This is a genomic window from Streptomyces sp. NPDC102437, assembly GCF_044765565.1.
Taxonomy (GTDB): Bacteria; Actinomycetota; Actinomycetes; order Streptomycetales; family Streptomycetaceae; genus Streptomyces.
This window is the reverse complement of the sequence record NZ_JBIWKI010000056.1, coordinates 1-12,183: the sequence shown is the minus strand read 5'-3', so window position 1 is coordinate 12,183 and position 12,183 is coordinate 1. Positions and strand designations below refer to the sequence as shown.

Here is a 12,183-nt window from a genome sequence, read left to right as displayed (position 1 = left end):
TGCCCCTGCGCACCACAAGCGGGTGCCGCCCTGTCCGGGGGGTCAGCTCCCCCCGACAAACGGGCTAAACTGTCTGCTAAAAGCATTTAGCGCTGCTCATACTGGGATGCCGGATGCCCCCTGTCAAGGAGTCAGCGGTCAGGACGTTGTGATTGTCTTGGGACCGGCACGCACGCCGTCCCGTCGCCCCGCACGAGAGGAAGTCATGCCGCCCAAGCGCGTCACGCTCGCCGATGTCGCCCGCCGTGCCGGGCTGTCCCCGACCGCCGCGTCGATGATCCTCAACGGCAGGCCCGACTCCCGGCTCTCCGCCGACGCGCACGCCCGGGTCCACGAGGCGGCTGCCGAACTCGGATACCGGCCGAACGTCGCGGCGCGCAGCCTGCGAACCGACAAGAGCCTTACCATCGGGTTCATCTCCGACGTCGTCGCCACCACCCGCTTCGCGAGCGGCCTGATCCGAGGAGCACTGGACGCCGCGCAACGGGCAGGGCATGTCATGCTCGTGCTGGAGACCGGTGGCGACCCAGCACGTGAGTCGGAGGCGATTGGCGCTGTACTTGACCGTCAGGTGGACGGAATCATCTTCGCCGTCATGCGCGCCCGGGAACTGTTCGTGCCCGAGATCCCGTCGACCACGCGCGTCGTCATGCTCAACGCCACGAACAAGAAGCACCCCGTTTCCGTGCTTCCCGACGAATCCGCCGGAGGTGCCTCAGCAGTCAGACTTCTCGCTGCCGCCGGCCACCGTGAAGGAATTGCCCTCATCGGACACAACGCGGAAGCCGAGAAGGGGCTCTTCCGGTCCACCACCGTCGAGCAGCGGATTGCTGGCATCCGCGCGGAGATGGCCAGACAAGGCCTGCAGTTCGCCACCGAGGAGTCGTGCTGGGACTGGGAGCCGCACCACGGCTACGACGTCACCCATGCCCTCCTCGAACGCCGGAGCGACATCCGAGCCCTGCTGTGCATGAACGACCGCCTCGCGTTCGGCGCGTACCAGGCCCTGGCCGATCACGGTCTGACCGTTCCGAAGGACATCTCCGTGGTCTCGTTCGACAACGACGAACTCGCCTCCTACCTCCGGCCCGGCCTCACGACCGTCGGACTGCCACACGAGGCCATGGGCCGTGCCTCCGTCGAAATCCTCCTCGCCCCCAGCGCACCGTCCGGCAGCCGCCTGATTCCCATGCCGGTGATCGAGCGGACATCGGTCCGGCCCCACCCGCTCGATCATGCGACTGCCTGAGAGCCAGCTCGTTCGGGCGCCGGCTGCGAGTCTCTCCCAGTGGCCCCTTGGTCATCGGCTGCTACGGATCAGGTGTGGCGGAGCAGCGAACCGGCCGCTGCCGAAATGGGGGCGCGAGGCGGCCGGTCAGCCGCCCCGCGGGCAGATACTGGTACAGCGCACGGTCTGGGGAGGCGCTGCTACCGGCCTGCAGCCGTGGCGTGATGGGCGAGTTTCTGCCTTGATCTATCGCCGTGGCTGGTCCGGGGTACATGGTGTGAGTGCGGGCACCTCGCCCCCAGGTGAGGGCCTCCTGCCGGGCCTCCGTTCTCCCCCGGCGCCGCGGGCCCGCTCGCGCCTCCGGCTCCGGCTCCGGCTCCGGGTGGGTGAAGCCCCTGGTTCAATGGAGGTGATCTTCGCAGGCTCGTCCTACCGGGGCTTCACGGCTGTCCACAGTCGCCACTCACGCCCCAGCGGCAGCGAAATCATTTCGTTGAAAAACCTCAGTACTGAACCGTTCCGGGTTCGGTAGAGACTCATCCGTACCCCAGAGCAGGCCGGCCGCTGGACCTGGCTCGTCCTCGCCGCCCACACCCAACTCCGCCTGGCCCGGCCACTGGTCGCCAACCACCGGTTGGCCTGGCAGCCCCGCTGCCGCCGAGGAACGCACCTCCGGCCGGGTCCGCAAAGGACTCGGTCACCTCCTCGCACATACCGGAAGCCCGGCCAGGCCACCGAACCCTCAGGATCAAGACAACTGCATAACGGATACCGCAAGCCGCTCACTCCAGCACGCCCTCAAGCTGCCGAGTCCCTCCCGCCCGATAGCCCAACCAACATGCCACGACAATAAAAGGCGATGCTCAGGGACTGTCCGGTGGCGGAATCGCCCACCCTGCCCGCCCGGGCAGGGTGGGCGATTTCGCTGGTAGGTAGGGGCAGCGTCGTGCCGCCGGTCGATCAGTCGTGGGACGCGGAGTGGTGCGTGAGTTGGCCGACCACGGTCGCACTGTCCGCGAAGAGCCGCTCCTCGACTACGTAGCCCTCCGGATCGAAGGTGATGACAGCCGCCATCTCGATGACGATCGAGTTGCCGGTGGCCGCGAACGCCCCGTACTCGCCGTCGTGTGTGCCTTCGAAGCGGACCAGCATCGAGCCGGTGAGGCCGTCCTGGCCCAGCGGACGGATGCTCGCCCTCAGGTCACTGAAGCCCGCGAAGAGCGCCGACTCGCGGGCGGCGAGCGCATCGATCCCCTCCTGGGGACCGGTCAGGGGCGAGTCGTACCGGGCCGGTTCACGCCAGAGGGCGGTTACTTCGTCGATGCTGTGGTGATTGACAGCGGTCTCGGCCGCGCGAGCGAAGTCGTCGATGAACATCGCCAAGCCTCCTTAATTAAACCTGCGTGCTGGTCTATTTAATTACCAGTATCATGCTGACCATGGCAAGCGCGATCAGGAACAGTGCCCCCGCGAGGCGAGTCGGCCGCCCGCCGGGACCCACCGCCCATGGAGCCGCCTCCCGCGACCGCATCCTGGAGGCGGCCGCCGGAGTGTTCGCACGACTCGGCTACGACCGTGCCCGGATGGCGGACGTCGTCATGGAGAGTGGACTCACCAAGGGCTCGGTCTACTTCCACTTCGAGAGCAAGGAAGCGCTCGCGATCGCGGTTCTGTCCGCCAAGCACGCACAGTGGCTCGACCTCGTCCGCACGAGACTGGCCGCGACGCCGGAAGGGGGCGATCGGCTCGAAGCTCTGCTCCCGACGATGCTCGACCTGCACCGCGACGACCCGGACGCCTGGGTCATCGCCCGGTTGATCCAGGAGCTGGCGGACGTTCCCGAAACCCGCCCGCTGGCAGTCCAGCTGACCCGGACCTGGATCGACGACGTCGCCGACCTCGTCCGCGGCGCCCAGCGGGCAGCGGACGCAACGGTCGGGATCGACCCGACCCTGCTCGCCACCGTTCTCGTCGGCGCCTTCGACGGTCTGAAAAACACCGTCGGCATCCTGAACGCGGGTGCCGACGAGGCGAACGCACAGCTCGCCGCCGGCGGCGAGGTGTTGCTGACGATGCTGCGGTCCGTCCTGGGGCGGGCGTAGCCCGCTCCCCCATCGCAACCGGTGATCCCGCCGCCGCGCGAGGGTCTGCCAACCCGTAGTCCCGGAACACCTACCGCCGCCGGACCCGACGCCAGTCGGTGTTCGTTCCAGGCGACGCTCACGGGCAGGCGTCACCAAAATGGCAGAGACAGGACGTCACCGAGATGCCAGTAAGGTTTTCTCGACGAAATGATCTCGCCGCCGCTGGGGCATGGGGCGACTCTGGACGGGCGTGAAGCCCCTGGTAGGACGGCCCGGAGATCACGTCCATTGAACCAGAGGCTTCACGTTGGTCACCTACGCTGCCATGCTCGATGTGCCTCGCCATGCCGTTGGGCTCGTCGCCCGCTTGCTGGCCGGTCACCGGCGCACACCGAAGGGTTCCGGGCGCTGGGTCCGATCCGTCAGGCAGTACTGATACTGGGCTGGTTCCGCGTCCGAGTGTGCGTGCACTGCCTGGCCCGCGGGACACCGGCATCTCGCAGGCCACCGGCTATCGCTACCTGCACGAAGGCATCGACGTCCTCGCCGGTCAGCCCCCGAACCTGCACCACGTGCTGGACCGCTGCCGCCAAGAGGGCATGACGCACGTGGTCCTGGACGGCACGCTGATCGGTCTGCGCCGTCGAGCGGGCCTACGGGCGAACCACCCCCAAGGTCGTCAAGCGGATCACGGACGACGAGGACGAACTCCTGGAGTTCTTCGGCTTCCCCGCCGAGCACTGGATCGTCGATGCCCCGGTAGTGGCCGATCGAGCGAGTCGCCCGCCGTGTGCTGCGGCGATGGTGGAGGCGATCGCCAGTCCAAGACCGGAGCCCGGCTGGGCCTTCACGGCACCGGTTTGGCATGCGCGGCAGAAGCGTTCACGCATCGTCCGCGGCGAGGCCAGGCCCGTTGTCAGCGACTTCGATGACACTCGCCGGGATGCCAGGCGTCATTGGCCGTGCGGCGCTGATGCGCCCGGCGCGATCGGTCCCACCGGCCCGGGGCCGGTACGCACGGTGCCCACCCGTACTTCGATGCCGGTATCAGACGGCGTGTGGGTACAGGCGTTGGCAAGAAGGTTTCCGATGACCTGGGCAAGCTGGTGCGGGTCACCGAGTGCCTCGACGACATCCCGTTCACCTGGGGCGGTGTCCTCGTCGGCGAGGGGGACCAGTCTGACGTCTCGGTCCGGATGGCGTAGCGCGGTCGCGGTGACGCCGTCGGCGGCCGGGGAGAGCAGGTCGACGAGTTCCCTCCGTATCGCTGGGCTGTCGCCGATCTGCGCGAGCATGGCCTCGCGGGGCGGTTCGTCCGGAGATCGGTGCCTTGTCGTGAGCTCTGCCCGAAGAGGTCGGCAGACTCACCGGGCTCGGCGCAGTGGTCGTCGCGGAATTCCGGAATGCTTTCGATCTCGCCCGCGTGATGATGGCCGACCCGGAAGACAAAGAGTTCGCGGTTGAGTTCAGCGGGAAGGAGTTGCTCGACGAGGAGCTGCATCCCTCGGGCCAGGGCGGCGTCGTTCAGGCGATGTGTCCGTCTTGATGCCGATTCAGGCAGCTGACGTGACTGTGGGGTTCGCGGACCGGGCTGGAACGGAGGCAGGCACGGCCTCCGAGTGATCATGAGGTGTCGAGTCCCTGATCACCATGTCGGCGGCCAGTGGGAATCTTCCGGCCGCGGCCACCGGCGGGGAGTCGGATGGCCGCGTGTTTCGCTGCAGTCGGTGACGGTCTCCGGTAGCTCAGGCGCGTGCAGTCGTACTCGGCTGCGCTGGGGTCGTGCGGGCCCGGTTCTCACGGATCTCGTCGTGGTGGGCGGCGGCCCAGCCGACCAGGGACGTGGCGATCTCGTGTAGGCCACGGCCGAGCGGGGTCAGGGTGTACTCGACGCGCGGGGGCACTTCGGCGTAGGCGGTGCGGGAGATCAGGCCGTCCTGCTGGAGTTGGCGCAGGGTGAGGGTGAGCATGCGCTGGGAGATCCCGGGGACTTGGCGCTGCAGGTCGGTGTAGCGCAGCGGGCCCGGCTCCAGGACGGCGATCAGCAGCAGGCTCCATTTGTCGCCGACGCGGTCCAGGACCTCGCGGATGAAGGTCATGTGCTCGGCGGGGATCGCCGCGCACGGCCCGATCGCCGCCGCCCCGACCACCTCCGCCCCACCGGCCGCCTTCGTTTCGCGGGTCTGTTCCATGACGCACATTCCTCTCCGGCACGCACACGGATGTGCCTTTTGTATCGCCTTCCATACTGGTCCACCATGGCGTTACGAACAAGTCGTAAGAATTGGAGGTGCGTGGTGAAGGTGGACATCTGGTCCGAGGTGACGTGCCCCTGGTGCGGGCTGGGCCATCACCGTCTGCAGCGGGCCGTGGAGCGGTTCGAGCACGCGGGCGAGGTGAAGGTGGTCCACCACTCGTTCCCGCTCAGCAGCAGCTTCCCCGAGGGACGGACGTTCTCCGTCCGCGAGGCTCTGCTGCGACGGCACGGTGTGGGCGGCGGTCAGGCCGAGGCGTCGACCCGGCGGATCGAGGCACTGGCCGCGGCCGAGGGTCTGAGCCCCTACCGGGTGCTGGACAACCAGGTCGGCAACACCGACCTGGCCCACGAGTTCCTCGCCCACGCCTCCGCCCAGGGCAAGAACCGCGAAGCGTGGGACGCGATCTTCGATACCTACTTCGGCAAGGCCGAGCCCGTCTTCTCCCCGGACGATCTGCTGGCGCTGTCCGAAGCCCTGGGCCTGGACCGCGAGCAGACCCGACAGGCCCTCGCCCAGCGCCGCTACCGCGAACAGGTCCGCGACGACGCGACCCACGCTCAGCGCCTCGGCGCGACCGGCGCCCCGTTCATCGTCGTCGACGGCCGCTACGGCGTCCCCGGCGCCCAGGACAGCGACACCCTGCTGGACCTGCTCGGCACCGCTTGGGACGACGCCCACCCCCTCACCCCCGTCGCCGGTGGCGGTGACGCCCCGGTCTGCGGCCCGGACGGCTGTGCCGTCCCCGCACACGGCTGAATCCCCCCATAGCTCCCGTGATCCAGAGACGAGGAGTCCGATGAACGTCCTGCTGTGGGTCCTGCAGGGACTGCTGGCCGCATTGTTCGCGATGGCCGGCGCCATGAAGACGACCCAGCCGATCGACAGGCTCGCCGGCACTCTTCCCTACGCCAAGGACCTCGCCCCGGGCACGGTCCGGCTGATCGGTGCGGTCGAACTGGCCGCCGCACTCGGCCTCGTCCTGCCCGCCGCCACCGGCGTCGCGGTGGTCCTCACCCCGCTCGCCGCCGTCGGCCTCGCGGTGGTGATGGCGCTGGCCGGCACCTTCCACGTCCGCCGCCGGGAGTACAGCGCGATCGGTATGAACGCCGTGCTGCTGGCCCTGGCCGTCGTGGTGGCCTGGGGCCGCTTCGGCCCGTACTCCTTCTGACCTTCCGAATCCGTCCTCGGCCGGCTCCCGCCGCCCGGCTCTTTGCCCATGAAGGGCGATGACTTCCCATGACCGACCTGCTCGTCCTTGGCGGCAGTGGCCGCACCGGCGCCCACGTCCTGGCGCAGGCCGCCGAACGCGGCCACCGCGTCCGCGCCCTCGTCCGCGATCCCTCCGCCGTCCACGCCCCGACCGGCATCGAGCTGATCCGGGGCACGCCCGCGAACATCGACGACATCCGCAAGTCCGCCCACGGCACCCGGGCGGTGATCAGCGTGCTGAACAACGCCCGCGCCTCCGACAACCCCTGGGCCAAGCCGGTCAGCCCGCCGATGTTCATGACCGACGCCGCCCGCAACACCCTGACCGTCATGGCCGAACAGGGCATCCGCCGGATCGCCCTGACTTCCTCACAGGGCGCCGGCGACGACTGGGCCCGCCTCAACCCGCTGATGAAGGCGTTCATCAACCTGTCGAACATCAAGGTCGGCTTCACCGACCACACCGGCGTCGACCAGGTCGTGCGCGCCTCCGACACCGACTGGACCCTCGCCCGCGCCGTCGCCCTCACCGACAGGCCCGCCACCGGACCCCTGCGCGCCGCCGACCCCGGCACCACCGCCCCCGGGCGCTGGGTCAACCGGGCCGACCTCGCCCGCTTCCTCCTCGACTCCGTCGACCAGGACACCTGGATCCGCCGCGCCCCGCTGGTGTGGAACGCCCGCGGCTGACCCCCATCGAACCCCTGTTGAACAGTCCCCCGAAATCCCGAGGAGACATCCCCATGTCCGAAGCTTCCAAGGTCATCGCCGTCTTCGGAGCCGGCACCGGTCTCGGCGCCTCCGTCGCCCGCCGCTTCGCCCGCGAAGGCTTCCGCGTCGCCCTCGTCGCCCGCCGCAAGGACCGCCTCGACGCACTCGTCGAACAGCTCACCAGCGAGGGCATCGACGCGGCCGGATTCACCGCCGACCTCTCCAAGCCCGCCGAGGTACCCGCCCTCATCGACGTCATCCGCGGACGGTTCGGCCGGATCGACGTCATCGAGTACGGGCCGATCAGCGGGGAACAGAGCTTCGCCCCCGCCGCCAGGCTGGACGCAGCCACCTTGCGGAAGGACAGCCCCCTTCTCCTGCTCACCCCGGTCGAGGTGGTCCGCGCGGTACTGCCCGAGTGGGCCGAGCGCGGCGACGGCGCGTTCCTGATGACCACCGGCCACACCGCCGTGGCGCCGCGGCCGTACATGAGCGGCGTGGGCCCGCTGATGTCCGCCGCCCGCAACTGGCTGCACTCCCTCAACGGCGAACTCGCCGACATCGGCGCCTACGCCGGCACCCTGTCCATCGCGGCGTTCATCGCGCGCAGCGAGATGGGAGAGATCGCCGCCACATCCCTGCCGGAGGGCGTCGGCCCGCTCGTCGACCCCGACGACCTCGCCGAGCACTACTGGAACCTGTACACCAAGCGCGACCGCATCGAGCAGATCCACCCCGAGCCGACCGCCGGGTAACCTCAGCCCGGGCCCCTCGCCGCCACGGCCCGGGTCATCCCTCGGCGACGACCACCCTGCGTACAAGCCAGTCCGCCGGTGGGGAGTCCAACTGGCCGTCCGCGGGGACCGCCCGCCAGCGGGGAACCCGCGGCCGTACGCGGGGAAAGGATCTTGGCCGCTGTCATCACCACGACGGAAGACCGTGCCTGCCCGATCATCAGCGCCCATCCCCGCCGGCCTGGGCCGGCTCGCCACCGGCCGCCCTGCCGAGCCCGGGGAACACCCGCAGCTGCTGGACCGCCTCGCGCCCGTACCCGATCCACGCAGGGCCAAGGGGCGCCGCCACCCCCCGCCTTCGTCCTCGCACTCGCCGCGTGCGCGGTACTGGCCGGCGCGAAATCCCTGACCGCGATCGCGGAATGGGCAGCCGACGCCCCGGCCGCCGTGCTCACCACCCTCGGCGGCCCCAGCCGCGAACCCGCCGGGCCCACCGCCCCGACCGAAGCCATCGTGCGCCGAATCCTGCAGCGCGTGGACGGCGACGCCCTCGACGCGGCGATCGGCGCCTGGCTCGCCGCCCGGGACCCCGACCGCCCGCCACCCGACCATGACCTGGGCAGACGCGCACGCCGCTCGCTGGCCGTGGACGGCAAGACCGTTCGCGGCGCGCGCCGCGCCGACGGCACCCATGTCCACCTTCTGGCCGCAATGACCGGGACCGGCCTGGTCGCAGCCCAGCGTGAGGTCAGCGCCAAGACCAACGAGATCACCGTCTTCCGGCCGATGCTCGTCGACCTCGACCTGGCCGACACCGTGGTCACCTTCGACGCCCTGCACTCCCAGACAGCCCATGCCCGCTTCCTGGTGGAGGAGAAGAAGGCCCACTACATCGCCGTGATCAAGGGGAATCAGCCGCTGCTGCACCAGCACCTCAAGCAGCTGCCCTGGCAGGAGGTGCCGCTGCTGGACAAGACCCGCGCCACGGAGCACGGCCGTGACGAGATCCGCCGTGTCAAGACCTGCACCGTCACCCGCGGCCTCGACTTCCCCCACGCCGCCCAGGCCGTGCAGATCGTGCGCCGCCGTCGGACGGTCACCACCGGGAAGGTCACCCTGGAACGTGTCTACGCGGTCACCGATCTGACGGCCGAGCAGGCCGATGCTCCCGAGATCGCGCACCGTGTACGCGAACACTGGGGCATCGAGAACAAGATCCACCACGTGCGCGACACCACCTTCGCCGAAGACGCCTCCCGCGTGCGGACCGGGACCGCGCCCCGGGCCATGGCGGCACTGCGCAACCTGGCCATCGGCGCCCTCCGCCTGACCGGCTGCGACAACATCGCCGCCGGCCTGCGCAAACACAGCCGAGACGCCACCCGACCGCTGGCAACCCTCGGCATCACGTGATCAAACCGGACAGAACCCCTGAACGACGCCGCCCTGTCCCTGGGGCTGAGGGACGGGGGCGGCCCGCGCCGTGAGACGCCGGCCTATCGATGCTGTGCGATCAGCAGTTCGTGGGCATCGCGGAACTGTCGATGAAATTCCGTTCGGCCCTGTACGTGTGGCTCTGCGGGCGCTGATACCCCGACGCTGAGGTTCCTGGCCATGATTCTGAGCCAGAGTCCAGGCTGTGCGGACTGGCAAGGCCGACTCGCCGCTCGGCCCTGCTGGCGGACGCCACGTCCTGATCATCTACCTCATGATCGTCGAGTAAGGGTGTCATCGATATCCGAGGCCTATGGCCGAGAGTACCCGCCGACAAGACGCTGGGACATGTAGCCGAGACGGAAGGCTATTCTGCGGCTCATTCGGTCTTCCTAGGGTTGAGGACATCAAGCCGGACATCAACCGATCGAACCAGGGAGAGTTACCGTGCGCGCAGTGTTCCAGAAGTCTTTCGGCGGCCCCGAGGTCCTCGAGGTCGTGGAGACCGAGCGGCCGAAGCCGCTGCCTGGCGAGGTTCTTGTCAAGGTTCACGCCAGTGCGGTCAACCCTGTGGACGTGTTCGTCAGGTCCGGCGCCTTCCCACTACTGGGTGAGCCGCCGTTCGGCGTGGGCTGGGACATTTCCGGGGTGGTCGAAGAGGTCGGCCCCGGAGCCAGGTTCAAGGTGGGTGACGAGGTATACGGGATGCCGTTCTTCCCCCGCGCCGCCACCGGGTACGCCGAGTACGTCGCCGCACCGTCCCGCCAGGTGGCTCGCAAGCCCGCCTCGCTCGACCATGTGCACGCCGCCGCCATCCCCCTCGCGGCACTCACGGCCTGGCAGGGCCTGGTACAGGCAGCAGGCGTCAAGGAGGGCGACCGGGTACTGATCCATCGGGCAGCCGGTGGTGTCGGCCACTTCGCGGTGCAGATCGCGAAGGCACACGGTGCCCATGTGATCGCCATGGCCAGTCCGGCCCGGCACGATTTCGTCCGCGGCCTCGGCGCCAACGAGGTCATCGACTACCGGACCACCGACTTCACCAAGGCCGTCAAGGACGCCGACATGGTTTTCGACTCCACTGCCCAGGGCGATCTCTCGCTCGGTGTGATGCGCCCCGGCGGCGTACTCATCAGCATCATGGAACACGCCGACCCGGAACTCGCCGTACGCGTCGAGGCGGCCGGGCGGCGCTTCGCCGGCATCTCGGTCGAGCCGGACTACGCCGCGCTCGAAGCGATCGCCGACCTGGTCGACGGGGGCCTGATCCGCCCGCACGTCGAGGAAACGTTCCCGCTGGAGGAGGTTGGTAAGGCACATGAGCTGATCGCCTCGGGACACGTACAGGGCAAGATTGTCCTGACGGTCTGACCGCGACCGGCCGAACCAGGGAGAGCAAGGCGGGATGGACATCCTCACCGAGGCGCTGGCCTCGATGCGCACCGGGCGCCCGGCATCCGTACGGACCAACGGCCGCGCCCCATGGGGCGTGCGGCTGCCGCCAGTCGCAGGCGCCGGGTTCCATGTGGTGCTGTACGGGACCTGCTGGCTGGTCCCCCTCAATGACACACCACCGCACCTGAAGCCGATCCCGCTGAGCCCCGGTGATGTGATCTTCCTGCGCAGCGGGCGGGGCCACATCCTCGCCGATCATCCCTCCACCCCGGCCGTGGAGGCCACGGCGGAGCAGTTCCAACAGGGTTCACCGATCGGCTCGCTCACGCTCGGTGGCAAGGGCCCCGAGACCAGCCTCCTGTGCGGCGACTACCACCTGGACCAAAGCCGCCCGCACCCCCTGGTGCGCCACCTGCCCGAGGTGATCCATCTGCCGACGCGGCACGGCCGCCATCCGGAGTTGAGCGCCGCCGTCCAACTCCTCGGCTCCGAGCTGGAAAACCCACGCATCGGCTCGGACGGCATCGTGCCCGGCCTGATCGACTCGCTGCTCCTCTACATCCTGCGGGCCTGGCTGGACGATCAGCCCCCGGCCGCCGCCCAGGGGTGGGCCGCGGCCCTGGGCGACTCGGCGGTGGCGCCTGCCCTGTCGGCCATTCACGACGACCCCTCGGTCCAGTGGACGGTCGAATCGCTGGCCGCGCGGGCAGGGCTGTCCCGCGCCGCCTTCGCCCGGCGGTTCGCCTCACTGGTGGGCGAACCGCCGATGGCCTATCTGACCCGCTGGCGCATGACGACCGCCGCCCGTCTGCTGCGCGAGTCCAACGCCCCACTGGCGATGGTCGCCGCCCGCACCGGATACGGCTCGGAGTTCTCCTTCGCCAAAGCGTTCAGGCGGGAGTACGGCCTGGCCCCGGGCGGCTACCGGCGCCAGACCAAGGCTGCTTAGCGCTCTGGCCGGGAACCTGGACAATCCTCATTCTCGCTGGGCAGAGGCACTTTCTGCTGTCCTGATCACCTGCTGGACAGCCCACTTCGGTCGGGTAGCGGGGACGCATCGCTGCGTCCCCGCCCCCTCAGAACCGTGCTTGCGCCTTCCAGCGCACACGGCTCAAGCGGGCCTATGGCCG

The 12,183-nt window shown here is 69.3% G+C and carries 13 protein-coding genes; 11 read left to right on the top strand and 2 right to left on the bottom strand.

Annotation, left to right across the window (positions count from 1 at the left end):
* Nucleotides 1-205: 205 nt before the first annotated feature.
* On the top strand, nt 206-1,249 hold the full coding sequence (locus ACIRJP_RS37305) for a LacI family DNA-binding transcriptional regulator (RefSeq protein ID WP_404184420.1): 1,044 nt from the start codon (nt 206-208) through the stop codon (nt 1,247-1,249).
* Nucleotides 1,250-2,188: 939 nt separating this feature from the next.
* On the opposite strand, the gene ACIRJP_RS37300 is transcribed toward ACIRJP_RS37305, so the two are convergent.
* Nucleotides 2,189-2,605, bottom strand: a complete 417-nt coding sequence (locus ACIRJP_RS37300; protein ID WP_404184417.1) for an ester cyclase — start codon at nt 2,603-2,605, stop codon at nt 2,189-2,191.
* A gap of 62 nt (nt 2,606-2,667) precedes the next feature.
* Here ACIRJP_RS37300 and ACIRJP_RS37295 point away from each other — a divergent pair, with 62 nt between their 5' ends.
* The 3 genes from ACIRJP_RS37295 (at nt 2,668) to ACIRJP_RS37285 (ending at nt 4,858) form a co-directional block, all read left to right on the top strand.
* On the top strand, nt 2,668-3,330 hold the full coding sequence (locus tag ACIRJP_RS37295; RefSeq protein WP_404184414.1) for a TetR family transcriptional regulator: 663 nt from the start codon (nt 2,668-2,670) through the stop codon (nt 3,328-3,330).
* Between the two features lie 1,040 nt (nt 3,331-4,370).
* Nucleotides 4,371-4,517 (top strand): hypothetical protein, encoded by a 147-nt coding sequence (locus tag ACIRJP_RS37290; protein ID WP_404184411.1) that lies wholly within the window; start codon nt 4,371-4,373, stop codon nt 4,515-4,517.
* Nucleotides 4,518-4,693: 176 nt separating this feature from the next.
* Nucleotides 4,694-4,858 carry a hypothetical protein gene (locus tag ACIRJP_RS37285; protein WP_404184408.1) on the top strand — a complete coding sequence of 55 codons (165 nt, stop codon included), beginning with the start codon at nt 4,694-4,696 and terminating at the stop codon, nt 4,856-4,858.
* Between the two features lie 199 nt (nt 4,859-5,057).
* On the opposite strand, the gene ACIRJP_RS37280 is transcribed toward ACIRJP_RS37285, so the two are convergent.
* On the bottom strand, nt 5,058-5,504 hold the full coding sequence (locus tag ACIRJP_RS37280; RefSeq protein WP_404184405.1) for a winged helix-turn-helix transcriptional regulator: 447 nt from the start codon (nt 5,502-5,504) through the stop codon (nt 5,058-5,060).
* Nucleotides 5,505-5,606: 102 nt separating this feature from the next.
* Between ACIRJP_RS37280 and ACIRJP_RS37275 the strand changes: the two genes are divergently transcribed.
* From ACIRJP_RS37275 to ACIRJP_RS37245, 7 genes are all read left to right on the top strand, one after another.
* The gene (locus tag ACIRJP_RS37275) at nt 5,607-6,326 is read left to right on the top strand and encodes a DsbA family protein (protein ID WP_404184402.1); all 720 of its coding nucleotides are present in this window, start codon (nt 5,607-5,609) and stop codon (nt 6,324-6,326) included.
* Between the two features lie 40 nt (nt 6,327-6,366).
* Nucleotides 6,367-6,738, top strand: a complete 372-nt coding sequence (locus ACIRJP_RS37270) for a DoxX family protein (RefSeq protein ID WP_404184399.1) — start codon at nt 6,367-6,369, stop codon at nt 6,736-6,738.
* Nucleotides 6,739-6,806: 68 nt separating this feature from the next.
* Nucleotides 6,807-7,469 carry an NAD(P)-dependent oxidoreductase gene (locus tag ACIRJP_RS37265; RefSeq protein ID WP_404184396.1) on the top strand — a complete coding sequence of 221 codons (663 nt, stop codon included), beginning with the start codon at nt 6,807-6,809 and terminating at the stop codon, nt 7,467-7,469.
* 53 nt (nt 7,470-7,522) lie between these two features.
* Nucleotides 7,523-8,245, top strand: a complete 723-nt coding sequence (locus ACIRJP_RS37260) for an SDR family NAD(P)-dependent oxidoreductase (RefSeq protein ID WP_404184394.1) — start codon at nt 7,523-7,525, stop codon at nt 8,243-8,245.
* 78 nt (nt 8,246-8,323) lie between these two features.
* Nucleotides 8,324-9,637 carry an ISAs1 family transposase gene (locus tag ACIRJP_RS37255; RefSeq protein WP_404184391.1) on the top strand — a complete coding sequence of 438 codons (1,314 nt, stop codon included), beginning with the start codon at nt 8,324-8,326 and terminating at the stop codon, nt 9,635-9,637.
* A 468-nt stretch (nt 9,638-10,105) separates the two neighbouring features.
* Nucleotides 10,106-11,029, top strand: coding sequence for an NADP-dependent oxidoreductase (locus ACIRJP_RS37250; protein WP_404184388.1), 924 nt, complete (start codon nt 10,106-10,108; stop codon nt 11,027-11,029).
* Nucleotides 11,030-11,063: 34 nt separating this feature from the next.
* Nucleotides 11,064-12,002 carry an AraC family transcriptional regulator gene (locus tag ACIRJP_RS37245; protein ID WP_404184385.1) on the top strand — a complete coding sequence of 313 codons (939 nt, stop codon included), beginning with the start codon at nt 11,064-11,066 and terminating at the stop codon, nt 12,000-12,002.
* Nucleotides 12,003-12,183: the final 181 nt, after the last annotated feature.